This window comes from Rhodopila globiformis (assembly GCF_002937115.1).
Lineage (GTDB): Bacteria > Pseudomonadota > Alphaproteobacteria > Acetobacterales > Acetobacteraceae > Rhodopila > Rhodopila globiformis.
In genome coordinates this window covers 1-24526 of sequence record NZ_NHRY01000204.1, presented here as the reverse complement: position 1 = coordinate 24526, position 24526 = coordinate 1, and the positions used below count along the sequence as shown (strand labels likewise).

The following is a 24526-nucleotide window of genomic DNA, read 5'->3' as shown; positions in this document are numbered from 1 at the left end:
GTCATGGCCCGGCTTGTCCGGGCCACCTGTCGCGGCACACGTGCTGGAATAGGTGGCCCGGACAAGCCGGGCCATGACGCGTGAGGTGCGCCGTCGCCGTGTCTCAACCAACCTGCGGTCTGCTGTAGTTGCCGCACTGCCCAGGTGTCCGTGCTGCCTGCGGCAGCAGCCTCGGGCAGTGAATGAGAAAATGACACAGTAAGACGAAAGACCTCGACCCGAGAGACTGTCTCAATCCGCCTGCGGTTTGCCATTGCCCCGCGTCAATCCGACCGAGGCTATCGCCCGCCGACATTCGGACGCGTTGCCAGAACCAATCCGGAGGCGACGCTTTGGAGCCGGTCGGCGATCCATCCGAGCATCCACCGCCACCAGCGCTTGGATTTCTCCACGGGCCCGCCAAGCAGCGCGATGACCAGGAAGGTCAGGCCAATTGCCAGGGTGCCAGCATCCTTCGGCAGAAAGGCAGCAAAAAAGTGCAACAGCGGCATGTGGAACAAATAGGCCGCGAAGCTGATACTTGCACACCAGTGGATCGGTGCAGCGATGCGCTCAAGCGGAATCCGGTTACATATGCTGCGCGCACCCAGCAGATGAAGTGCGACGGCCAGCCCAAGCATCCAGTCCAACCAGAAGACCCGAGCCTGTGCCAACTGGGTCATGATCCATGGGCTGACCAGATGCCGCATCAAGGCGATAGCCGGATCGTAGAGATGGGTCGCCAGCACCCAAGCGACGAGCAGGAATCCGGCTCCCCAGAACACCACGCCGATTTTGCCACCAAACTGTCGAAGCTTGGCGGACCTTTGCAGCCCTACCCCCATCAACCAGATGGGACTCAACAGCAGCGCCTTGTGTCCGGCCAAAAGCACGCCGATGGAAAGTGCCACTTTACGTGCCCGTCCTGGGGGAACGAACGTCCAGGCCGCAAACAATATATAGTACCAGAATTCGGCGCAGAGTGACCAAACCACGCCATTCGAGAGCGGCTGGATACTCAACCAGGATTCCGACAGGAATGTGACGATCGCGCCCACGCGGATCAACGGCCAATCGATCGGTGCTTCGGCATACGCCCAGGGATTGTGCCCGAGGCTACGTCCCACGACATCGCATGCAACCGTGAGTGCCATCGCAGGCACAAGCACGGACCACAAGCGTGCGAGCCGGGCGATCAGAAAGCTGCGGGCGTTCGTTTCTCGCGTATCGGCGACGTTGCTGATCACATAACCGGACAGGACGAAGAACACTATAACCGCCTGGTGGCCCCAGCGCGGGATGCCGGGCAGGTCGAACAACGTCGGCGCATGGTCCAGGACAACGAAAAATGCCGCCAGAGCGCGGACGAAATCAAGATAGATCGACTCGCGCTGGCTGATCGAATAAGGAGTGGCGGCTATCATTTTAGAGTAAGACCTCATGGTATCGTTCTAACCATGATACGGTTCCATATACGGAATCGATAGCGCTAATGCACAAAGCCGCCCGATTTCGCTTTACGGCGATCCAGCAAGCACCAGGATCCGGATGGTAGCGCCCGCGATGTTCGTTTAGGCGCGTCCGGCTTCTCGTCATCATCAATGGTTTCAGTCGTCGGCGGCTTGGATGGGATCTCGAGTCGCGGCGATCCGCCGGCTGCCTATCGAGCAAGCCGAAGACCTCGGCAACGCCCATTGGCACCAGCCGGCAGGCAACCCCATCATCGCCATAGCCCACCCGCCCTGGACGAGGCGCTGGCGATTACCGGCTTGCCGGGCTATATCGTCTCCAGCAGGATCGAGATGCCGCCGGTATGTACCAATGGATGCAGCGGCAGCACCACAAGGACCGCACCAGCAATCAGCGTCCGATAGTCCCGGGTGCTCGGCCGGATCGACACTACCATGACGGGAAAGGCTTGGCGCTCTTCCCGGATCATGCGGCCGTGGCACGAAAACATAGTACGCGGTTTCGTTCTTGATTGTCTTGCTGCCGCATCGGCGACCACAGCTTTATGACGGCAGGATGCGCCCCAAGGATGCGATGCCGGCGCACCGAGCGCCCCGGCCTCGCGCGCGCAGTCCTCGGCCAGACAAGCACCCGCGCTACGGGCCACGCCCGTTTTCCCACTGCTCGATCACCTGCCGCGGCGCGGCATCCTGCGGGTCCAGGGCAGCCAGCGCCCGCGCATAGCGCAGCGCGGCCGGCATGTCGCCGCTGTCGCGGGCGATGGCGATGGCGGCCGTCAGCAGCTCGCGGTCGCCCGGATGCCGGCGGAGTGCCTGCTCCAGCACCGCCAGGGCCTGCGCCGGGTCGCCTGCCCCGTTCAGCCCGACGGCATACACATAGGCATAGCGCGCATTGTCCGGCGCAAGCTCGTGCGCCCGGCGCAGCGCCGCCATCGCCTCCGGCATGGCGCGTCGGCGCACCAGCGCCAGCCCCAGCGCGTGCCAGGCATCGGCGTTGCCAGGCTCGATCGTTACAGCCTGGCGCAGCTTGTCCTCGGCCGCGGCGTCCTGGCCGCGCATGCGGTCGAGATCCGCCCAATTCACCAGCGCCGGCACGAAGCGCGGATCGAGCCGCAGGGCCGTCCGGTAGGCATCCTCGGCCGCCGTCGCCTGCCCCTCCCGCACCCGCAGCAGCCCGACATTCAAATGCGTCTCCGGCCGATCGGCGTCGGTCAGTTCGGTGGCGAGGAGTTCCTGCGTGGCGCTGGCCAGGGATGCGCGCTGCCGCGGCGCCAGTTGCGCATCCAGCCCGACGAGCGCCCGCGCCGTCTCCACCCGCACCCCTTGAATCCGGTCGTCCAGCAGCGGCGCGATCGCCTGCACCATGGCGGGCGACGGCATCGCCGGCAGCGCCCGAGGCGCCGCGGCGCGGACCAGCGCGCTGTCATCCATGGCCGCCTGCCGCAGCGTGGCCGGCGCAATCGGTTCGGCCTGGTCGTGCGACAACGCCAGCGCCGTGGCCCGCGCCATCGGCGGTTCCCGCGTGTCGCGGATCAGCGCGTCCAGCAGGCGCCCGGCGTCGGCGGCGCCGGTGCGGCCGGCCTGCAGGGCGGTGGCGAAATGCGGCCTGGTCTGCCGTCCGGCCGGGTACCAGCCGGCGATCGCCTGCGCCGCCCAGGCCGCCGTGCGCTCGGCATGGCAGCGCGTGCAGGCATCCGGCGCGCCCACCGCCGCCGCAACGTCGGGCCGCGGCACGCGCAGCCCGTGGTCATGCCGATCGTGGACGATCATGTAGGTCCGCGTCGGCATGTGGCAGGCGATGCAGCGCCCGCCAGCGCCGTTCGGATCGTGGTGGTGGTGCGACGCCGTGTCGAAGCGCGCCGGCATATGGCACTGCGCGCAGACCGCGTTGCCCGCGGCCCGCAGCGTCAGGCCATGCGGCTCGTGGCAATCCGAGCAGGTGACGCCGGCGCGGTGCATGGCGCTCTGGACGAAGGAGCCGTACTCGAACACCTCGCCGTCGATCTGGCCATCGGCGAAGTAGAGCCCCGGCTCCAGCAGCGCCGGCTGCGCATTGTCGAGCAGCGGCGCGCCTGCCACCGGCGCCGGCACCAACGGCTTCCGCCGCGCATGGCACAGCGCGCAGGTATCGAGCTCGATTGACGCCAGCGGCGCCGTGCGGCGGGCGATGCCGGTCTGCAAATTCATCTCCCAGTGGCCGGAATCCGTCGGCCGCAGCCAGTTGGCCAGGCCCATGTGGTCGCCAGGAGACGTATCCGGTGTCCGGTACGCGCGCGCCCAGGCAACGTGCCGCGCGCCCGGCCCGTGGCACGCCTCGCACGCCACGTCCATGTCGGTGTACGTGGTGGCATAGGTGTTGGTGGCGAGGTCGAAGCCCTTGCGCAGGTTGGTGGAGTGGCAGGCGGCGCACTGGTAGTTCCAGGTCTGGTCGCGCCCGGTCCAGTGCAGCCGATCGGCGGCGTGCAGAGTCTGGCCGGGATACAGGTCGAGCCAGCGCTGCCCGCCCTGCCCCTTCGGCCGCGTGTCCCAGGCCAGCCCGAACGCCTGCAGGCGGCCGCCCGGCAGGCGGATCAGGTACTGCTGCAGCGGGTCGATGCCGAAGGTGTAGGCCAGGTCATAGTCGTGCGGCTGGCCATCGGGGCCTTCGGTCCGCACCGAGAACCGCTCGCCGGCGCGGGAAAACGTCGTCGCCATCCCGTCCTTGACGAACGGCGCGGCCGAGAAATCACCCAGCACGTTGGGCGGCGTCGCGTCGAGCATGGCGCGGGCATGATGCGAGGTCTTCCATTGCTCCGCCTGGGCGGCGTGGCAGGACACGCAGGCCCGCGCGCCAACGAAGCCGTCGCTGCCTTGCGCTTGCGCCGGCGCCCAGCAAAGCAGGCCGCTGATGATGACAGTAAACGCTGCAATCCAACGCACGCGGGTCATGCCGTTGCCTCGAGCTTCCAGTTTACCGGCCGCGACGGAGGGTCGCATCACAAGTCGTACAGGCGGACAGCGCCTGCGGTTTCGCGCACGGGACAGGGACGACGCGTCAGCCAGGCGCGGCACGGATGACCGGTCCCTTGCGGCCGACATCGCCGGCTGAAGCCTGCCTCGTCGAAGCCGTGGCGGAAACGCCCCGGAGGTTGCAGACTGGCGGAACGCAGCCGACATGGAATGCGCGTCCACACCGAGGCAGCCATGACCGACAAGCCGAACTTCATCCTGGTTCCCGATGACGCGCCGCCGCCGCAGCCACCGGTGCCGGTACCGCCGCCCCGCGGACAGGGCGGCGGCCTGCTGGCGACGCTCCGGACCATGGCGAGCGGTGTCATCGCCGCCGCCACCTCCGCCGCCCCGGCCGTGCTGGCACAGCTGACCCACGCCGAGCCGCCGGCCGACACCGGCGCCCCGCCGCGCCCGCGCCTGGTCTTCGCCGTGGACGCCACCGCGTCGCGAGAGCCGGCCTGGGCCGCCGCGCGCCGGGTGACGGACGCGCTGGTGAAGGCTCTGCCGGGCGAGCTGGACGTCGCGCTGGCGGTGCACGGCGGCGGGCGCGTGCACACGTTCACCTCGTTCACCGGCAACGCCAATACGCTGCGCGACCGTGCCGCCGGGATCACCTGCGTCTCGGGGCTGACACGGCTGCTGCCGATCCTGTCGGCCAGCGTGAAGGCGCCGGGCGTGCGGGTGGTCGTCTATGTCGGCGACGTGTTCGAGGAGAGCCTGGCGCAGGGCCGCCAGATCGCCGACAGCATGGCGGCACGGGGCACCAAGCTGATCGTGCTGCACGACACGGCCGATCCCGCGGCGCGCCGGGACGCCGAGATGTTCTGGGACCTGGCGCGGCGCACCGGCGGCTGCGTGCTGCCGTTCGACGCCACGGCTTCCGATCGGCTGCGCGACCTGCTGTCGGCCGTGGCGGTCTATGCCGTCGGCGGCGAGAAGCTGCTGCGCGAGCGGCGGGAGGCTTTGCCCGGCGCGGTTGCCCTGCTGGAGCACCTGGGCAAGCGGGGGTGACACCGTGAAGCCGCACCTGGGACGCTGATGGGCGCGCGGAGCCAGGTCGTCTCCTCATCGTCACGGCCGGGCGGGTCCCGGCCATCTGCGCTTCAACGGTGGGGGGTGGATGGCCGGGGCACGCCCTACGGGATGCACACATCTCGGAAACGGTCCGCCGCTGCGTTTCCCTTTCGTCATGGCCCGGCTTGTCCGGGCCACCTATTCCAGCACTTGTGCCGCGACAGGTGGCCCGGACAAGCCGGGCCATGACGATGGAGGAACGCTCTTGGCGCCCAGGCAAGCACTTGATTTTACGGTCATTTCCCACTCGTTTCCAGGATGTGTGCATTGCGTAGGGATACGCCCGGCCATGACGGTGAGGCGACCGTCAGCGCCCGTGCCCGTGCCCGCGCGTCCGCCAGCGCTACGACAGAACCTCCCGCCGGCCGTCCGCGTAGGCCAGATGGACGGCGGCATCCTGCGACCGCGCCAGCGCCGCGATGCGGTCCGCCGGCAGCAGCGAGAACCCGGTGGACAGCGCATCCGCCGTCGCCGCCTCCGCCGCCACCACCGACACTGCCGCATAGCGCCAGCTCGATCCGCCGGTGCCCGGGTCGAAGATGTGGTTGAACCGGCCCGCCTTATCAAACTGTGTCCCGTAGCCGCCCGAGGTGGCGACCGCCTGGTCCGCCAGCGCGATCCGCTCGGCGACCTGCCCGGGCGCCGCAGGGTCTTCCAACCCGACCCGCCACGGGCCGCCATCGGGATAGCTGCCCAGCGCCCGCGTCTCGCCCATGTCGACCAGCGCGTGCGCGATGCCGCCACGACGCAGCAATTCGGCCACCCGGTCGGTCACATACCCCTGGGCGATGCCGTTCAGCGTGATGGCGGTTCCCGGCGCCAGCGTGACGCGCCCGGCATCCAGCGTCACGCGGTTCCACCCCACCCGCGCCACCGCCGCCGCGACCGCCGCGGCCGGCGGCCCCGCTGCATCGGCGTTCGGCTGCGCGAAATGCGCGGCATACAGGTCCCACAGCGGCTGCACCGTCACGTCGAACGCGCCACCGGTCAGCGCATGGAACCGCGCCGAGTCGGCCAGCACCCGCAGCAGGTCGAACGGCGGATCCTCCAACACGCCCACGCGGTTCAGCCGCACCAGCGCCGAGTCGTCGCGATACAGGCTGAGCTGGCGTTCCAGCCGCGCCACCTCCTCCAGGCTCGCGGCGATCAGGCGGCGCGCTGTCGCGGCATCGGGATGGTGCAGTTGCAGCACCGCGTCCGCCCCCAGCACGTTGCCGCGCCACACATGCAGCATCGGCCCCGGCGCCGCGGCGGCGGGCAGGATCGGCAGCCCCGCCGCGGCGGCGGAGACCACAATGAAGCGACGGCGGCGTATCGGCGTCATGACTGGCTGCCTTCCGGAAAAATGTAGCTGGACGGGATCTGCGACAGGCGCACCACCTGCCCGCCGTCGCTTTCGGCGAACATCCGGGCGGCGGCGGGATCGCTGAACGGCACTGCCTCGGCGGTTTCCATGCCGCTGCGCCGGCGGCTGCCGATGACGAAGACGGCGCGCGAGGCGTCCACCCAGGCGTCGGGCTGCTCCCATTGATGCGAGCGCGCCATGTCGCTGACCCACATCACGGTGATGTCCGCGGGCATCTCCGGCAGCCGGGTGAAGGCGATGGCGTCGCGCACGGTGGCGAACCAGTACGGGTCCGGCCGGTCGCGCACGAAGATCTGCGCCTTCGGGCCGGCATGCTCCAGCAGGTTCATGCCGCAGAACTCGGCGACGGCCGACGCGCCGATCGGCCGCGGCGCGGGGGGAGCGGTTTCGGCTGTCTGCTTCTTGCACGCAGCGATCGACAGAAGGCCAACGAGCAGCAGGGAACGACGATACAAAGCGGCCTCCATCAGACCGGGCGGCGGGCGAAGCGGGCGACGGCGGCGGCCAGCGGCAGCGCGACCCAGGCCAGCAGGGCCGCCAGCAGCGCCGGCGGAGTCAGCGCCGTCTGCCGGGCCAGCCCGGCGGTGCCGCCGAACGCCCCCACGTTGTCGCCGGTGAGGTTGAGCAGGCGGTAGGCGTCCGTGGGATTCAGCAGCAGCAGACCGTCCAGCACGCCGCCGGTCACGCTGCGTCCCTGGTCCGTCACCAGCACGCCCAGCAGCGCCATGTCCCAGATCAGCACGAAGCCGAGCCACAGGCCGATGGCGATGCCGCCGGCGGTGCTGCGCTCCCGCACCAGCGTGCTGACCAGCAGGCCGATGGCGACGAAGGCCGCGCCCAGCAGCACCGAACTGCCCAGCAGCACGGCGAAGGCCGGCAGGGCGGAGACGTCTGCTCCCTCGGGGGCGCCCTCGGTCGCGCTCAGCGCCGCCGCGGCGACTCCGAAGCCAGTCAGCGTGGCGAAGGCCAGGATGGCGACGTGGCCGAGGAACTTGCCGATGACCACCTGCCAGCGCGCCACCGGATAGGCCAGCAGCAGCGCCAGCGTGCCGCGCTCGGCCTCACCCACGATGGCATCGTGCGACAGCAGCAGCGCGATCAGCGGCAGCAGGAAGATCGACAGGCTGGACAGGCTGACGATGGTGACGGCCAGCGGCGCCACCTTCACTGTGCCCGTCGGCGCCGCGCCGAGGAACGCCAGCGTCAGCGCGAATACCGTCAGCAACAGCGTCGCGCCCAGCACCCAGCGGTTGCGCAGGCCGTCGCGCAGTTCCTTGCCGGCCAGGATCAGGATGGTCAGCATCGGGCCGCTGCCTTGCCGCGCAGGAAGGCGGCATAGACGTCGTCGAGGCTGGGGCGGGCGATGTCGACCTCGATCACCTCCTGCGGCAGGGTCCGCATCAGCGCGGGCAGATCGGCCTCGTCGCATTCGATGTCCAGGACGTCGTCGCAAATCATCCGCCAGCCGATCCAGCGGTCCGGCACGTTCACCACGGCGCGCGGTGCCCCGGCGAGACGGACCACCAGGCGCGGGCGGGTTCCGGCCAGCGCACGCAGGTCGTTCAGCGAGCCGTCGGCGACCTTGTGCCCGGCGTTCATCACCACGACGCGGTCCACCTGCCCCTCCATTTCTGCCAGCGCATGCGAGGACAGCAGCACGCCGACGCCGCCGTCGCGCAGGTCGCGCAGCAGCGCGTAGAAATCCTGCCGCGCCGCGGGATCGAGGCCGGTCGTCGGCTCGTCCAGCAGCAGCGCGCGCGGGCTGCCCAGCAGCGCCTGCGCGAGGCCAAGCCGCTGGCGCATGCCTTTCGAATAGGTGCCGACTCGCCGGCGCGCCGCCTGTTCCAGCCCTACCTTCGCCAGCAGCGCCGCATTGCCGCGCACGTCCTGCCGCTTCAGCCGGGCGTAGAAGGCGAGCGTCTCGGCCCCGGTCATCGCCGGCTGGAAGGCGACGTTCTCGGGCAGGTAGCCCAGCGCCACGCGCGCCCGCCCCGCCGCCGCCCCGGCCGGGTCGCCGCCCAGCGCGTGCACGTGGCCGCCGGTGGGCCGGATCAGGCCGAGCATCAGCTTGATCAGCGTGCTCTTTCCGGCACCGTTATGGCCGACCAGGCCGACGCATTCACCGGAATTGAGCGCCAAGGAAACGTCCCGGACGGCGACCTGGCGGCCGAACGTCATGGTGACGTGGGAGAGGGTGATCAGGGGTTCAGTCATTGGGCCTGCCCGGCCTCGCCGCGCGGCGGCAGCTTCGCCAGCGCGGGCGGGCGCGGCGGCTGCATCAGTGGGGCGGAATCGATGACGCCGCCGGGATGGATCGCCGGGAACTGCCGCTGCGCCCAGCGCACTACCTGCACCGCCGGGCTGTTCATCAGCAGCTTCGCCGCCGGCGCGCGCCAGACCACCTGGTCGATGATGTCGTTGGGGCGGTACGGCGTGTCGGCGATGCCGTCGCCGTTCAGGTCGAAGGCGGCGTTGTCGCTCCAGTAATTGCCGCGGCCGTGCTCGGCCCAGTCCAGGTTGCGGGTGCCGACGTACTTCACCTGGGTCTGGTTGCCGACGAAGGCGTTGCCAGTGATGGCGTTACCCTCCGAGCCGGCGGTGAAGTGGACGCCGATGCGGCAGCCCTCGAACCAGTTGCCCTCGAAACGGTTGTGGTTGGCGTTGTAGATGAACACGCACTTCTCGGAGTTGCGCACGACGTTGCCGGTGATGCGGGAGTAGTTGGCATAGTTGAACAGCAGCCCGTGGTCGCGGTCGCCGTCGGAGACGTTGCCGTCGAGCGTCAGGTGGTCGGAATACATCATGACATAGCCGACGTTGTTGCCGATGGAAACGTTTCCGGTGACCATGCTGTGGTTGGTGTACATAAAGTGCACGGCGAAGCGCAGGTCGCTGAAGCGGTTGTTGCGGACGACATCGTCGCGGCTGGTCACCGAGAACACGCCGTCGCGGCCGCCGGCGATGTCGCTGTCCTCGATCAGCGCGCCGGGCGCGTTCCAGACGGAGATCGCCGGCCCGCGCTCCGGTCGGCGCAGGATCCGCAGGCCGTCGATGCGCACGCGGCGGATCGTTGTGCTATGAGATCCTTCCAGGTAGATGGCGATCAGGTTGTCTTTCAGAAGGTCGTCCTCGACAATGGCGTGGTCGGCCGTGGTGTCGAGGAAGATGCCGCTGTGCTTGTCGATCAGGCTGCGGCCCGAGCCGGTGACGGTCAGGCCGCTTATGGTGACGTTGGGGGCAGTGACATGGATCGCCATGCCGGCGCCCAGGCCGTCGAGCACCGCACCCGGCTCGCCTTGCAGCACCAGGCTCGGCTTGTCCACCACCACGCTGCCGCGGTGCACGCCCGCGGCGAGGCGCAGCGTGTCGCCGGGATTGGCCGCGGCAATTGCCGCAGCCAGGCCGTCGCCCGGCGGCACGATGGTTTCGGCCGCACAGGCCCCGGTCGCCGCAAGCAGCGCAGCCGCCAGAAGTGTGCAGCCGCACCGCATGCTCAGACGCTCTTCGGATGCACCAGCATCCGCCCCGACATTTCCATGTGCAGCGCATGGCAGAACCACTGGCAATACCACCAGTGCACCCCGGGCCGATCCGCCGTGAAGGTGACGGAGGCGGTGGCCTGCGGGCCGATCTCCATGGCGATGCCGTGGCGCACCAGGGTGAAGCCGTGGGTCAGGTCCTCGACCTCGTCCATGTTGGTGATCGTCACGGTCACCTCGTCGCCCTGGTTCACCTCGAACTTGTCGAGACTGTAGGCGGGCGCGTTGGAGGTCATGTACACCCGCACCTTGTTGCCGTCGCGGATGACGTGGGCGGCTTCCTCCAGCTTCACGCCGTCCTTCTTCGCCTGGTTGCGGGCATCTTCCCACATCGGATCGTCGCGCTTCCAGATGCTGATCGGATTGACCTTGGAACGATGCACGATGCAGATGTCGTGTGGCTCGGCGAAGCTGGGGCCGTCGTGCACCAGTTTCATTTCGTCGCCGGAGATGTCGATCAGCTGGTCGTTCTCGGGCTTCAGCACGCCGGTGTTGATGAACCGGTCCTTGCTGAACTTGTTCAGCGAGATCAGCCACTTGCCGTCGGCTTCCTTGGTCTCGCCCATGGTGGTGTGGTCGTGCCCGGGCTGGTAGTGCACGTCGATCTTCTGGATGATCGGATCGACCTTCTCACCGGCGAAGGCGCGCTTGGCCTTGTCGATGTTCCACTTCACCATCTGGCTGTCGATGAACACCGTGGTGTAGGCGTTGCCGCGCCCGTCATAGGCGGTGTGCAGCGGGCCGAGGCCGACTTCCGGCTCGGCCACGACGGCGCCGCGCGGCTGGATCTTGTCGTCGAACAGGTCGTCCAGGCGGCGTACGTCGATCACGGTGACCGTCGGCGACAGCTTGCCGTTGAACACCACATGGATGCCATCGGGCGCGGTGTTGGCGCCATGCGGCGAGTTCGGCACTGGAATGTAGCGGGTGTATTTCGTGCCATGGCGCCCGTCCACCACCTTCACGCCGCTCATGACCTTGTAGTCGCCGCTGGCGACCGCCTGCTCGATGCGCTTGATGTTGAAGATCACCGCCCACGCCTGCTCGTGGTCGGTCATCTGCGCCAGCGTCACGCCTTTTTTCGGGTTGTAGCAGGTCGAGAACGCATACTTGCCCTGGTAGTCGCAGTCGCAATTGTCCAGGTTGCCGTCCACCAGCACCTGCCAGGCGACCTCCATCTTGTCGCCGTCGATGGCGGTGAACACGGACCAGTAGTTCTTCGGGTCGTCCAGCACCGAGCCGTCGTTGGGGATCGGGATGACATGCTCGCTGTTGGCGAACACATAGCCGGTGCGCGGATACTTCTGCGGACGCATGCCGTGGATGTCGGAGGCGTTCGGGATCTCGATGATCTTGTCGGTCTTCATCACGTCGCAGCGGATGCGCGCGACGCGGCAGTTCGCCTTGTCGTTGACGAAGATGTAGCGCCCGTCATAGGTGCCATCGGTGAACGACATGTGCGGATGATGCGCGTCGCCGTTGTGGTAATCGAACGCGTCCGCAACGTTCTGGCCGCCGAAGCGCTTGGCGAGGAATTCCTTCGTCGCCGGCAGCATGTTCTCCGTCAGGATCTTCTTGCTTTCGTTGGTGATGCCCCAGCCGGTGGCGGCGTCGCGGTTGAACACCGGGATGCGGATCAGCTCGCGTGAGGACGGCAGGCCGATGATGCGCACCTCGCCGGTCTGGCCGCCCGAGGAAAAGCCGTAGTATTCATCGAGGTCACCCGGCCTGACCTCGGCGCTCAGTCCGCCCGCGCTCGACGCCGCCAGCGCGTTGCGGCTCAGCGCGGTGCCGCCGGCGCCGGCGGCGATCCCGGCCAGGGCCGCGGTGGCGGTGCCGCCGAGCAGGCCGCGGCGGCGCAGGCTGGTGGCGTCCTTGGGTGTTTCGTCGGTCATGTGTGTCTCCTCGGGCGGGCGCCCTGCGGCGCCGGGGGTTCGGAGCCCGCTATTCCACGGGCGCCGGGATCGGCCGCTTCGGCGCGGGCCGCGGCGGCTGTGGCGGCGGGGCGGAGGCGAGGTATTTCTCCCGCTTCAGCCGGCGCTGGATCATCACCGGACACATCCGGTCGTGGTGGTAGAGCATCTGGCAGTGCAGGCACTGGATGCATTCGCTGGGATTGATATGACCCTCGGGGTGGATCGCCTGTACCGGGCATTCGTTGCCGCAGCGCTGGCACGGGCTGCCGCATTCGCGGTAGCGCCGCAGCCAGTCGAACAGCCGCAGCCGCGCCGGGATCGCCAGCGCCGCGCCCAGCGGGCAGAGATAGCGGCAGAAGAAACGATCGACGAACAGGCTGGCGGCCAGCAGTGCCACGGCATACAGCACGAATGGCCAGCTGCGCAGGAAATGCAGGACGATGGCGGTCTTGAACGGCTCGACCTCGGCCGCCTTCTCGGCGGTGCCCAGCGCGCTGAGGGAGATGCCGAACAGCACCAGGAAGACGACGTACTTGATCGCGGCCAGGCGCTGGTGCAGGCCGAAGGGGATCTTCAGCTGCCTGATGCCGATGCGGCGGGCGCCGCGGTTCGCCAGTTCCTGCATGGCGCCGAACGGGCACAGCCAGCCGCAGAAGGCGCCGCGGTTCCAGAACAGCATGGACGCGGCGGTGGCGAACCACAGGATGAAGATCAGCGGGGCCATGAGGAAGTAGTCCCAGCTGAAATCACTGCGCAGCGCCGACAGGAAGGCCAGCACGTTCACCACGGACAACTGCGCCTGGGCGTACCAGCCGATCCAGACCAGGCTGAAGGTGAGGAAGCCGAGGCGGACACGGTCGTAGAGGACGGGATGGCGGGCGAACCAGTCCTGGAAGAAGAAAATCGCCGTCAGGACCAGGATCGCGATCGAAAGGACCACGACCTTGCCGGCATCCGCCCGCCACATCACGTGCCACAGCGGCGGCGGCGCGGGCTCGGCTTGCTCGGCCTGCGGCGGCGGGGCCTTGGGCAGTGGCGCCAGGTATTTCTCCGGCAGGTCATAGGCGAGGTCGAACGTCAGGAACGCCTTGTCGCGACCGGTGGTGGCCCGTTGCGCCAGCAGTTGCAGCCGCCACGGCGCCGCCGGATCAAGTTTCATGCCGTTCGGAACAACGAACAGGTCCGCCTCGACGAAATCCGGCGCGCCCACGGCCGCGGCGTTGCCCAGGCGGGTATGGTTGATGTCCCGGAAGCGGATCGACTGGTCGCCCTGGACCACGGTGAAGCGATCGAAGATGCCGCCGCGCACATAGCCCGAGCCCTTGAAGGAATAGGCGCCCTGCGAAAACACCGCGATCGCCTGCTGCCCGGGCTTCAGCAGGCTGCGCATGTGGTCATACCCGACCTGTCCGAGCAGGCTGCGGCCGATCGCCGGCACGCTGACCGGCGCCGTGTACATATCTATAAAGTCACTGTTCGAGTCGTCTGTTTCCGGCCGCACCGCGGCATCCTGGTGCCCGGCATGGGCGAAGGCGTCGCTGACCTGCCCGACGGTCAGGTGCAGGCGGTGCACGGATCCGTCCTTGACCAGGGCCGCCCAGTCCTCGACCGTTCCGGCGGCGGGGTCGATCTGCCGCGCCGGCGCGGCCGCCACGACGGACGCTCCGCCCGGAGCATGCAGGCGCGCCATGCGTCGCGCCGAGCGCATGATCGAATCGCCAATGACCATCACGGTCACCGTCGCGCCGCTGACGATATCCACCGGCGGCCGTTCCGAGATCGCGGAAATTCCGCTGACATCCTGACCGATATAGCCATTGATGAAAGCATTGATCCGCGCCGGCGGAATGCCGATCAGGACGATCGGTTCATGGTGCTCCATCAGTTTCGCGCCGGCGATCTTTCCGTCCTTGGTCAGGCCGATCAGGATCCGGATCGGCTTGCCGGAATAGCCCATGGCCGGCGCGACGTCGGTATTCAGGAAGATCCAGCCGAGCAGTTTCTGGCCGGCATAAGCCGGCATTGCGGAAGGATGGCCTTCCAGCGGGCCCAGCCGATCGGCGCCCGGGACGATGTCACCTGCCGTAACCTTTGAGATGTAATCAGTAAGGTGATCGGCATGCGCAGTACCAGGCAGTGCCGCGACAAGAAGGAGCCAGACCAGGACAAATGATTGTTGCCAAAATCTGCCAAACACGACTGGCCCTCCTTCGCGGCGGTCCTCTACACTGTCCCGGCGCATAACGCGAGCGTTATTCCGAGTCGCGAAGTAGGAGATTTCGATGGACCGCCCGCCGCCCCTGCCCCCGCCAATGAGAACCCAGGCCGACCTGATTGCCCTTGCGCATGCGCTTGAAAAAGAAGCCGCATCTCGTTATCTAAATCTTGCATCAAAAATGCGACTTTATGGCGAAAAGGACCTGGAGGAACTGTTTTTGTTCCTATCCAGTATCGAATCCAAGCACGCGCATCAGGTCGAGGTCCGCAGCCACGAGTTGATCGGCGCCCTCCCCGACCCGGCACGCGTGCAGTGGGAGGTTCCGGAGAACTTCGACGAAGAGGCCGCCGGATCGGCGACCCTGACGCCCTATGCCGCGCTGGCTATCGCGGTGCGCAACGAGGAGCGCGCCTTCGCCTTCTACTGCCACGCCGCCGCCGCCGCGCCGCCCGCGATGGCGGCGATCGCCGAGGACCTTGCGCGTGACGAACTGGAACACGCCGCCCTGCTGCGCCGCGCCCGGCGGGAAGCCTGGCGGCGCGAGCAACGGCCAACGCCCGTGCCGCCTTCGTCGGACACTGCCGCCGCGCTGCATGCCGCCCTGCCGATTGAACGCGCCGCTGCGGCCGGGCTTCACGCTGCGCTGGCAACGCGGCTGGAGGCAGAAGGCGACGCCGTCCTCGCCGCGGCTTTTCGCCAGGTCGCGCAGGAGGAGGATCCGACGAGCAGCCCCGGCGATACTGCCGCCACGGTGCGCGACGGATTGCGGGTGCTGGAGGAATCCTTCGAGCGCCTGAGCGAAATCGTGGCGCGGACCACCGACCCTGAAGTGATGGCGGCCGCACAGCGGGAAGCCGAACGCACGATCCGCTGGCTGGCCCTGGCCGGAGGAGCCTGGCAAAATTCGCTGCTGGCGCCGCGTGGCGATCCGTGTTGATCCGGCGGGCATGACCTGAAGCGGCCGTCGCCCGATCACGTGTATGGCCGGGGGATTGCTTCGCGGCGACGGCGATGACAGGCTCGTGCGCGGGAGGGCCAACCCTGGTCTCGCTCCGCCGCACCGGCTGAGCCAGCCAAGCAAGAAAAACAGGAGGCACGACATGCAGGATTTCGCTGGCAGGATCGCGGTCGTCACCGGTGGCGGCACCGGCATGGGCCGGGAACTTGTCCGCCAGTTGGTCGCCGAGGGCTGCAACGTGGCGATGTGCGATGTCTCCGCCCCGGCGATGGCCGAGACGCAACGGCTGTGCCAGGCCGAAAAGCTGCCACAGGGCCTGCGCATCACCACCCACCTGGCCGACGTCGCCGACGAAGCGCACGTGCAACGTTTCCGCGACGAGGTCGCCGAGCGGCAGGAATCCGACCGGATCCACCTGTTGTTCAACAACGCCGGAATCGGCGGCGGCGGCAGCATGATCGCGAACAGCCGCGAGGAATGGGAACGGACCTTCAACATCTGCTGGGGCGGCGTTTATCACTGCACCCGCGCCTTCCTGCCGATGCTGCAACGGGCGGACCAGGGCCACATCGTCAACACCAGCAGCGTCAACGGCTTCTGGGCCTCGGTCGGGCCGCGCGTGCCCCACACGGCGTATTCGGCGGCGAAATTCGCGGTGAAAGGGTTCACCGAGGCGTTGATCACCGATCTCCGGATGAACGCATCTCATATAAAGTGCTCCGTCGTCATGCCCGGGCACATCGGCACCTCCATCATGGCCAACTCCCGAAAGATCCAGAGCGGCAGCATGTCGGATGAGATCACCGCCGCGGAGGTCGCGCAGGCGCGGGCTCGCCTGGCGTCGATGGGCATGGACACGTCGATGTCGGATGATCAGCTGCGAACGATGATGGCCGAGCGGGCACGGCGTTTTCTTGAGGAAGCACCCACCACCGCGGCGCAGGCGGCGACCATCATCCTGGATGGCGTCAAGGCCGATCGGTGGCGCATTCTTGTCGGCGAGGATGCGCACAGGATCGATGCGAAAGTCCGCCAGTCGCCGGAACGGGCCTATGATCTCGACTTCTTCGAAGAACTTGCAGCGGAAATCGGCTGGCGGCTTGGGACCTGAGTTTTTCTTCTGACGACCACACAATGGGTTCCAGCCAATGGAACCAACGGGGGAGGTTCGAACAATGGCAATCCGCAAACTGGGACTCGCTGGCGTGCTGGCGACTGGCCTGGTCTTCACCTGCTACGCGGCCGGGCCCCAGGAAACCTATAATCCGCAATGCTTCAAGCCGGCAGCCGGCCACAAGATCATGACGATGACGGCACGGCCGGGGCCATACCGGGTGGCGTTGGCCAACGGCTTCGCCGGCAACAGCTGGCGGATCCAGATGATCCAGGGCCTGAAGGCCTGGGCCGCGCGGCCGGAGAACGCCAAGGAGATCAAGGAACTCAAGATCGTTTCGACCGGAACCGACGTCGCCGCGCAGATCGGCGCCATCGACAACCTGATCGCCGCCGGCTACGACGCCATCATCACCATCGCCGTCAACCCGACCTCGTTCGAGCCGGTGATCAAGCGCGCTCGCAAGGCCGGCGTGGTGCTGGTGCCGTTCGACAATGTCCTGGACACCGACCAGGTGATCCAGGTGACCGAACCGCAGGTCGAGCTCGAAACGGTCAAGGCGCAGTTCGTCTATGACAACATGCCGGAGAAGAAAGGCAAGGTGCTGGAAATCCGCGGCCTGCCCGGCAATTCCGTGGACCGCGACCGCTCGATCGGCTTTCACAAGGTGTTCGACAACAAGCCGGGAATCGAGGTCGTAACCGTTGTCGGCAACTGGGATGACGGCACGGTGCAGAAGGTCGTCAGCGACGCCATCGCGACCCAGGGACCGTTCGCCGGCATCGTTGCGCAGCATGGCTCCACCGGGCTGATGAACGCGCTGAGCGATGCGAAGCATCCGAAAGTGCCGCTGGGGACCTCGGGCGAGAACGGCTCATTGAAAATGATCCACGACCAGGGCTGGACCGCGATTGCCCGCGTCCAGTCGCCGCTGCTGGCGGTGGTGGCGATGAAGGCGGCGATCGCCGAGCTTCAGGGCCATCCGATCCCGCAACTGATCCAACTGCCGGTGCCGACGCTGTACTCGAAGGACCTGAAGGACGGCGTGAATTACTCCAGCAAGCTGCCGGACAATTTCCAGGACGGCGCCGACATCAAGGCTTGCAACGTGGTGATCCCGATCGACGAGTTGCTGAAGCAGACGCCGGACAATACCTGAGTGCGATGCGCGGCTGAGGAACGGCAGACCATGCAGGACCAGCCGGATGCCGGCACGCCGTTCCTGCGCCTGAGCGGCGTGCACAAGCGTTACGGAGGCGTGACGGCCCTGGACGGCGTGGATTTCACCTGCCGCCAGGGCAGCATCCACGCCGTGCTGGGCGAGAACGGCGCCGGCAAGAGCACGCTGATCAAGACCATCGCCGGCGCCGTGCAGCCGGACAGCGGCCACATGGAAGTGGCCGGCCGCAGGGTGCATTTCGCCGATCCGCTGGATGCCGTGCGGCACGGCTTCGTCTGCGTGTTCCAGGAACTGTCGCTGCTGCCGGACCTGAGCGTCGCAGACAATATTTGCATCACGCAACCACCCGGCCTGTGCGGCTTCATCAACCGCCGCGCCCAGCGCCGCCAGGCGGAGGTTCTTCTCGCCCGCGTCGGCTGTCCGGACATCGATCCGGGCATGGCGGTGCGCGACCTGCCGCTGTCCCGCCGGCAACTGGTGGAATTCGCCAAGGCGCTGGGCCGATCGCCGAGGCTGCTGATCATGGACGAGGCGACGTCGGCGCTGACCGCGACCGACGTGCAGACTGTCTATATGCTGCTGCGGACGTTGCGGGACGAAGGAACGGCGATCCTGTTCATCTCGCACCGCATGCACGAAATCGATGCGCTGGCGGACACATGTTCGGTGTTCCGCAGTGGCCGCCATATCGAGACGTTCTCCCAGGGCAGCCGCAGTGAGCATGATATCATCAACCTGATGATCGGCCGCGAGATCGCGCAGACCTATCCGCCGAAGCCACCGCCGATGCCGGCGATGGCAAACCCGATATTGCAGGTGCACGACTTGGCCTGGAACAACCGGCTGCGGGGCATCTCGCTTGAGGTGCGGCGCGGGGAAATCCTCGGTCTGGGGGGGCTGGATGGCCAGGGGCAGCGCGAACTGCTGCTGGCACTGTTCGGCGTGCTGAAAGACGTGACCGGCGAGATCGTCGTGGATAGAAAGCCCGTAGCATTCTCCGGACCGAAAGCCGCCATGTCGGCAGCGATACCAATCGCGCTGGTGCCGGAGGATCGCAAGGTCGAGGGATTGCTGCTGCCGCTCTCGGTGAGGGAAAATCTCAGCCTTGCCTCGCTGGACCGACTGTGCCGGGGACCGGCTCTGAATCCGGCCGCGGAACGGCGTCTGGTAGCCACAGAGGTCGAGCGCCTGCACATCAAGGCCGGCTCCATTTCGGCTCCAGTTGGAACATTGTCCGGCGGCAACCAGCAGAAGGTGGTGTTGGGCAAGTGGCTGGCGACCGGTCCGGGCATCCTGCTGCTGATGGACCCGACGCGCGGCATCGACGTCGGTACCAAGCAGGAATTCTATGCCCTGGTGCGCCAGTTGGCCGACAGCGGCGTGACGGTGCTGTTCTACACCACCGACTATGACGAACTGGTCGGCATGTGCGACCGCGTCGCCATCATCTATCGCGGCCGCGTGATGCGGGAACTTGCAGGCGCAGACATCACCGAAGCCAACATCGTTTCGGCCTCCCTGTCGATCAGGATGGCTCCGGCCGGCGCGCCGCGCCCGACGGTGCGGGCATGAGCGCGCTGCCGCCCGCGATCCAGCGCAACCGGCGCACGATCTTCGCGGCTGCCCTGTTCGTCGTGCTGTTCGTTGCGTTCCTGATACTGCACCCGCGCGGCCTGTCGATCATGGTGACGACGCCGGCGGCTAACCAAGGCCTCGCGCTGGCGTTCGCGGCAATGGCACAGACGCTGCCGGTGCTGACGGGCGGCCTTGACCTGTCGGTCGGGGCGGTCCTGGCGCTGACGAACTGCGTCGCGTCACACCTGGTGAATGGCTCAACGCCGCAGATCATCGCCGGCATCGTGGTGACGTTGCTGGCCGGCGCCGCCTGCGGATTCGTCAACGGGCTGGTCGTCGTGGCCGGGCGCATCCAGGCGATCATTGCGACCCTGGCGACCGGAGCGATCTTCAGCGGCATCGCCTATCTGCTGCGCCCGGTGCCCGGCGGCAGCATCGACGAGGGTCTCGGCGATCTGCTGACGAATGAAACCTTCGGCGTAATCCCGACATCCTTGCTGCTGCTGGCCGGCGTCGTGCTGGTGGTATGGGTGCCGTTCCGCAATTCCGTCCTCGGGCGTGGTTGCTACGCGGCCGGATCGTCGGAGACGGCGGCCTTCCTGTCTGGCGTGCGCGTCGGGCGGTCGCGCCTGGCCGCCTATACGCTGGCGGGCCTGCTCGCGGCGTGCGGCGGCCTGTTCCTGGCATTGCAGACGCTGTCGGGCGATGCACAGGTGGGCGCCGATTATACGCTGAAATCGATTGCCGCCGTCGTCATCGGCGGCACGTCGCTGACGGGCGGCAGTGGTGGCGTTGTCGGCTCCATCTTCGGCGCCTATGCGTTGCGCACCATCTCCGGGCTGCTGCTGTTCGCCGGCGTTTCGCCGCTGGCACAGCCGTTGTTCGAAGGCGTGGTGCTGCTGGCGGCGATCGGCCTGGGCGCATTCCGCCTATTGGCCAACCGCAACCGGTTGGAGCTGCTGAGCGCGCGGGACACATCGTCCGCCAACGCCGGCCGGACATTGCTCCCGGGCATCGACAACGCCGTTCTGGTGACGCTTGGCGGCATCGTCGCTATCCTGCTGATCGGCAGTTCCTATCTGCCTTCGTTCCTGTCGCCCGGATACTTGCTGCTGCAACTGCGTATTGCGGCGTTTCTTGGAATCGTTGCGGCCGGACAGATGCTGGTCATTCTGCTGGGGGAGATCGACCTGTCCGTCCCGTGGACGATGACGGTCGCGGCGATGACAGCGACGAGCCTCGCGGGCATGGGCGAACCGTGGGCTACCCTGGCGATTCCGCTCGGGCTTGCGGTCGGCGGGCTGGTGGGCCTGTTCAACGGCATAGGCGTAGCATGGTTCCGGTTGCCGTCAATGATCCTGACATTGGCCACCAACGCTGTGCTGCTGGGACTCGCGGTGATCTACACAGGAGGATTCGCGCCGCAGACCAGAGCGTCGGAACTGATGCGGCAGCTTGGCAAGGACAGCAGCTTCGGCGGCATACCGAACATTCTGTGGGTCTGGCTGGCGGTTTCGGTGGCAATGGTGCTGATCCTTCGGAGCACGCCCTTTGGCCGCAAGGTGTACGCGACAGGGAACTGCGAGCGTGCAGCGTATCTTTCCGGAATCAGCACGGGCGGCGTTGTCACGACATGCTTCCTGTTTTCCGGTCTGGCGAGCGCCCTTGGCGGTGTTATGCTGGCGGGGCGGCTTGATCAGTCCTACCAGGGAATGGGAGATGAGTACCTGCTGCCCGCGGTTGCCGCGGTGGTGCTGGGCGGCACCAACATCCTCGGCGGGCGCGGCAGCTATATCGGCACCGTGGCCGGTGTGCTGATGATCAGCCTGCTCACGTCGATGCTGTCGGTAATGCAGATGCCGGAGGCGAGCCGGCGGATCATCTATGGAATTGTCATCATTGCGATGTTGCTGGTGAATAGCCGTGGAGCCAGTGGACGCCGCCGCTGACAATGCTGCCCGTCGTGCGACGTGCGTTCCAGATGTCGCCGACCTCGGCCACGCGCGGCCAGAGAATCCAATTTTCGGCCTGCCGACTGAAGTAACGACCGTCCACCGGAGGCTTGCCAGTGGACGCCGGCATGGTAACATGTGTGTAGCGTTCCAGGCTGCAGCGCCGCAAATTCACCGCGGAGCCGGTCGAGTTTCCGGCAACCTGCCTATCCGGAGGTTGGTGGACCCATGATGAAAGATCATATCGTGCAGTGGGATATTCGCTATTCCGGTGCGGACTACCTGTTCGGCAAGGCACCAAATGCTTTCCTCGCCTCGCAGGCTGGCAGATTGCGACCTGGTCAGGTGGCTCTGGCCGTGGCTGATGGCGAAGGGCGGAATGGCGTCTGGCTGGCGGGGCAAGGCCTGGATGTCCTGTCCATCGATGCTTCCATCGCGGCACAGGAAAAGGCGCGCCACCTTGCCGAAGCCCAAGGCGTTCAGTTGCGCCTCGAACTGGCTGATCTCAGTGAATGGGCGTTTCCGGAAGTCGCGTTTGATGTGATTGCGGCAATCTTCATTCAGTTTGCCGGCCCCGACCTGCGTGCGCTGCTGTTCAGGCGCATGAAGCAGGCATTGCGTCCCGGCGGCCTGATCCTGCTGGAAGGTTACCGAACCGAACAGCTGCGGTATGGCACAGGCGGACCGCCCTACGTTGAAAACCTCTACACCGAGGTGATGCTGCGCGAGACATTCAGCGACTTCGAAACCCTCCTTCTGGCCTCCTACGACGCGGTCATTGAGGAAGGTTCGGCGCACAAGGGCCTGTCGGCACTCATCGATCTGGTCGCTCGCAAGCCCGACAGGCCACCCGGGTGACTGCGGCACCATTGCCGGCGGCGAAGCGGCCACTTGGCAGCAAAGGACCGGCGCACCATAGCTCGCCAGCCGATTTGCCAAGCTGGTGCCTGCCTCTTCATATCGATGGATTGGCATGATGAGGTATCCATTGGCTGAAGGCGCCTGTCGATCCGTGAGCCTTGGGTCAGTCGCGGCGTTCCGGTGCCGGGAAAACCGGTTTTCGCGCTGATGAATTTGAAATTTTTCTTAAATTGTTAACGGTGTTTTTGCTGGCAGGTGGTCGTGCACTTGCCTTAACGATTGATTAGCGGCACAAAAGATCCGGTCTTGTGAAACCCGGCAGGCTGCAGACAGCTTGTCGAGGGTTCTGCGCGCAATAAAAGCCATTGATGAGAAAGAAATTGTGGCTTGTTTATGCCGAACCGGATGTGCCGATACCTGCGTACACAGGCCCGCTCAGCCATCACCCGCAACGCGAGCCTGATTTGCGGAACATGGCTATTCGGCAGCCTCCTATGGTAATATCCGCACCGGCCCTGGTGAAACGGAATGGAAGAACGTTGCGGCTGTCGCACCAGCCCGATCCTGGGTGGAACGACATATCCAGGTTCGTAAGCGTTCATTGCCCGCAATGCATTACGACGCCATTTTAACAAAGCCTCCAGCTTCACCCTGATTGCACCGCGATTCGGAAGGTCAAGCCGATGAATCTTGAAAATGGTCCCGAAATTCCAAACGCTGGCATTCATGCTTCCGAACGCTCAACCGCGTCGCCAAGAGCCCGAATCCTTCTGATAGAAGACGACGTGGAAATCGCCGATGAGGTGCTGAACGACCTCGCGGATCGTGCCTACGAGATCAGCCATGCCGCGACCGGGCTACTGGGCGCAAAAGAGGCCCGGCAAGGCCACTATGACCTTCTGATCGTCGACCTGATGCTGCCCGAGTGTGACGGCCTGTCGATTATCCGGGACCTGCGCCGCGACGGATTCAGGATGCCGGTGCTCGTTGTCAGCGCTCTGGGCGCCGTGAACGACCGGGTCCGTGGCCTGAAAATCGGCGGTGACGACTACCTCATCAAGCCGTTTGCCCTGCCGGAACTCGCAGCCAGGGTGGATGCCCTGCTTCGTCGTCCGGTGGAAATCCGCGCAACGATCCTGCGCGTCGGGGATCTCGAACTCGATCTGATCGAGCGAATCGCAAGGCGCGGCCGGCGCACCATCGAGCTGTCAAAGAGCGAGTTCAAGCTGCTCGACTACTTCATGCGCCAGCCGGACCGCGTCCTCACGCGCAATATGCTTCTGGAGGACGTCTGGCACTACCGGTTCATGCCGCAGACCAATCTGGTCGATGTTCATGTCGGGCACCTGCGCCGCAAGATCGACGGCCAGAATGAGCCACCGATGCTGCTCAGCGTCCGGGGCATGGGATTCGTCCTCCGTGAACCAAAATAGGCTGACCCACTCGTCAACGTTCCGGTTGTCGGCTGTGTTCGCCGGCACCTCGCTCATGACGGGCCTGCTGTTGTTTGCGTTGACGTATTGGCAGACGAAGGTTTTTGAAACCAATCGTATTTCCACCTTCATTGCAACCGAGGGTTCCTCGCTGTTTCAGGTAGGTAAGGCGAGTTCGAGCTTGCCCGCGATGAGGTAGATCATCGCCTTCAGGTTGCGGGATGAGCGGTAGCCCCGGGCCTTGGCTTTGGCCGCCTGAACCAGGCTGTTGATGCCTTCAAGGATGCCGTTGACGATCTTGGTTTCATGCCAGTGCAGGATGCCGTTCCAGTGCCGCTTGATGGTCCGGGCGGCCTCGATGACCGGCGGCAGGCTGTCAGCGCTCATGGGAACGGACCCACTTTTGCTCGCGAAAACGGACCCTCTCGGTGCGCATGTTTTCGTGCCACGGAGGTCGTCACCCACGGCCAGCCAGGGCATCATGAGCCGCTGTGACGGATCGGCTCAGCCTCTCCAGTGTCCATCCCTTGGTTCGACTGAAGGACCATCCCTTCGTCCCGACCTGCCTACCCCGGGGCGTTGCCGCGAGCGGCGGTCAAGGATGGCCGCCAGGCCACCGTTCTTCACGGCGCGCAGCGTCCTTGAGGGCCGTTCGCGGCAATGCCAGGCTGGGGAAAGGTGAGGACATCAGCGGCGTGTTGCCAATTCATAACGGTCCGCCCAAGCTGCAAACCGCTGCCATTGATGACACGCATGAGTTGCAATTATGTGAAACGAACCCTGAGGGGTTGCGGCTGCGCCGTGCACAACCAAGGCCATCTGGCCGGGCGATCTAGGTGTTGGCGCGCGCCAACGGTTCCTCATCCCGCCCAAAGCAGCCCACATCAAAGGAAAACTGCTT

The 24526-nt window shown here is 66.3% G+C and carries 18 protein-coding genes and 1 pseudogene; 8 read left to right on the top strand and 11 right to left on the bottom strand.

Annotated features, from left to right (window positions below):
- Nucleotides 1–278 precede the first annotated feature (278 nt).
- From CCS01_RS18880 to CCS01_RS18870, 3 genes are all read right to left on the bottom strand, one after another.
- Nucleotides 279–1403 carry an acyltransferase family protein gene (locus CCS01_RS18880; RefSeq protein WP_158258487.1) on the bottom strand — a complete coding sequence of 375 codons (1125 nt, stop codon included), beginning with the start codon at nucleotides 1401–1403 and terminating at the stop codon, nucleotides 279–281.
- A 353-nt stretch (nucleotides 1404–1756) separates the two neighbouring features.
- Entirely contained in the window at nucleotides 1757–2095 is a 339-nt protein-coding gene (locus CCS01_RS33000) for a hypothetical protein (protein ID WP_146101842.1), read from the bottom strand.
- Nucleotides 2085–4376 (bottom strand): TPR domain-containing protein, encoded by a 2292-nt coding sequence (locus CCS01_RS18870; protein ID WP_158258486.1) that lies wholly within the window; start codon nucleotides 4374–4376, stop codon nucleotides 2085–2087. The genes CCS01_RS33000 and CCS01_RS18870 overlap by 11 nt, the downstream gene beginning before the upstream one ends.
- A gap of 231 nt (nucleotides 4377–4607) precedes the next feature.
- Between CCS01_RS18870 and CCS01_RS18865 the strand changes: the two genes are divergently transcribed.
- A complete protein-coding gene (locus tag CCS01_RS18865) occupies nucleotides 4608–5450 on the top strand; it encodes a hypothetical protein (protein WP_146101840.1) in 843 nt (280 codons plus the stop codon).
- Between the two features lie 406 nt (nucleotides 5451–5856).
- Here CCS01_RS18865 and CCS01_RS18860 read toward each other — a convergent pair whose 3' ends face one another.
- From CCS01_RS18860 to CCS01_RS18830, 7 genes are read right to left on the bottom strand one after another with little or no spacing between them, the layout of a single operon-like run.
- A complete protein-coding gene (locus CCS01_RS18860; RefSeq protein ID WP_104520316.1) occupies nucleotides 5857–6837 on the bottom strand; it encodes an FAD:protein FMN transferase in 981 nt (326 codons plus the stop codon).
- Nucleotides 6834–7334 (bottom strand): nitrous oxide reductase accessory protein NosL, encoded by a 501-nt coding sequence (locus CCS01_RS18855; protein WP_204848352.1) that lies wholly within the window; start codon nucleotides 7332–7334, stop codon nucleotides 6834–6836. The genes CCS01_RS18860 and CCS01_RS18855 overlap by 4 nt, the downstream gene beginning before the upstream one ends.
- Before the next feature lie 11 nt (nucleotides 7335–7345).
- Nucleotides 7346–8182 (bottom strand): ABC transporter permease subunit, encoded by an 837-nt coding sequence (locus tag CCS01_RS18850; RefSeq protein ID WP_104520314.1) that lies wholly within the window; start codon nucleotides 8180–8182, stop codon nucleotides 7346–7348.
- A complete protein-coding gene (locus CCS01_RS18845) occupies nucleotides 8176–9093 on the bottom strand; it encodes an ABC transporter ATP-binding protein (RefSeq protein WP_104520313.1) in 918 nt (305 codons plus the stop codon). Before CCS01_RS18845 ends, CCS01_RS18850 begins: the two co-directional genes overlap by 7 nt.
- Nucleotides 9090–10370 (bottom strand): nitrous oxide reductase family maturation protein NosD, encoded by a 1281-nt coding sequence (locus tag CCS01_RS18840; protein WP_104520312.1) that lies wholly within the window; start codon nucleotides 10368–10370, stop codon nucleotides 9090–9092. The genes CCS01_RS18845 and CCS01_RS18840 overlap by 4 nt, the downstream gene beginning before the upstream one ends.
- Nucleotides 10371–10372: 2 nt before the next feature.
- Nucleotides 10373–12313 (bottom strand): TAT-dependent nitrous-oxide reductase, encoded by a 1941-nt coding sequence (nosZ, locus tag CCS01_RS18835; RefSeq protein WP_104520311.1) that lies wholly within the window; start codon nucleotides 12311–12313, stop codon nucleotides 10373–10375.
- Nucleotides 12314–12362: 49 nt separating this feature from the next.
- Entirely contained in the window at nucleotides 12363–14357 is a 1995-nt protein-coding gene (locus tag CCS01_RS18830; protein WP_239992246.1) for a NosR/NirI family protein, read from the bottom strand.
- A gap of 259 nt (nucleotides 14358–14616) precedes the next feature.
- On the opposite strand from CCS01_RS18830, the gene CCS01_RS18825 reads away from it, so the two are divergent.
- The 7 genes from CCS01_RS18825 to CCS01_RS18790 all read left to right on the top strand — a co-directional run bounded on the left by CCS01_RS18825 (nucleotide 14617) and on the right by CCS01_RS18790 (nucleotide 23625).
- Entirely contained in the window at nucleotides 14617–15489 is an 873-nt protein-coding gene (locus tag CCS01_RS18825; RefSeq protein WP_104520309.1) for a ferritin family protein, read from the top strand.
- A 163-nt stretch (nucleotides 15490–15652) separates the two neighbouring features.
- The gene (locus CCS01_RS18820) at nucleotides 15653–16621 is read left to right on the top strand and encodes an SDR family oxidoreductase (protein ID WP_104520308.1); all 969 of its coding nucleotides are present in this window, start codon (nucleotides 15653–15655) and stop codon (nucleotides 16619–16621) included.
- A 64-nt stretch (nucleotides 16622–16685) separates the two neighbouring features.
- Entirely contained in the window at nucleotides 16686–17783 is a 1098-nt protein-coding gene (locus CCS01_RS18815) for a sugar ABC transporter substrate-binding protein (RefSeq protein WP_158258485.1), read from the top strand.
- 30 nt (nucleotides 17784–17813) lie between these two features.
- Nucleotides 17814–19376: a sugar ABC transporter ATP-binding protein gene (locus CCS01_RS18810; RefSeq protein WP_104520306.1), complete on the top strand. Its 1563-nt coding sequence runs from the start codon at nucleotides 17814–17816 to the stop codon at nucleotides 19374–19376.
- Entirely contained in the window at nucleotides 19373–21328 is a 1956-nt protein-coding gene (locus CCS01_RS34725; RefSeq protein ID WP_170114652.1) for an ABC transporter permease, read from the top strand. The genes CCS01_RS18810 and CCS01_RS34725 overlap by 4 nt, the downstream gene beginning before the upstream one ends.
- Nucleotides 21329–21559: 231 nt before the next feature.
- Nucleotides 21560–22189, top strand: a complete 630-nt coding sequence (locus tag CCS01_RS18795) for an SAM-dependent methyltransferase (RefSeq protein ID WP_204848351.1) — start codon at nucleotides 21560–21562, stop codon at nucleotides 22187–22189.
- A gap of 686 nt (nucleotides 22190–22875) precedes the next feature.
- A complete protein-coding gene (locus CCS01_RS18790; protein WP_104520305.1) occupies nucleotides 22876–23625 on the top strand; it encodes a response regulator transcription factor in 750 nt (249 codons plus the stop codon).
- A gap of 156 nt (nucleotides 23626–23781) precedes the next feature.
- On the opposite strand, the pseudogene CCS01_RS18785 reads toward CCS01_RS18790, so the two are convergent.
- Nucleotides 23782–23997: pseudogene (locus CCS01_RS18785) on the bottom strand (transposase); the annotation flags it as partial.
- Nucleotides 23998–24526: the final 529 nt, after the last annotated feature.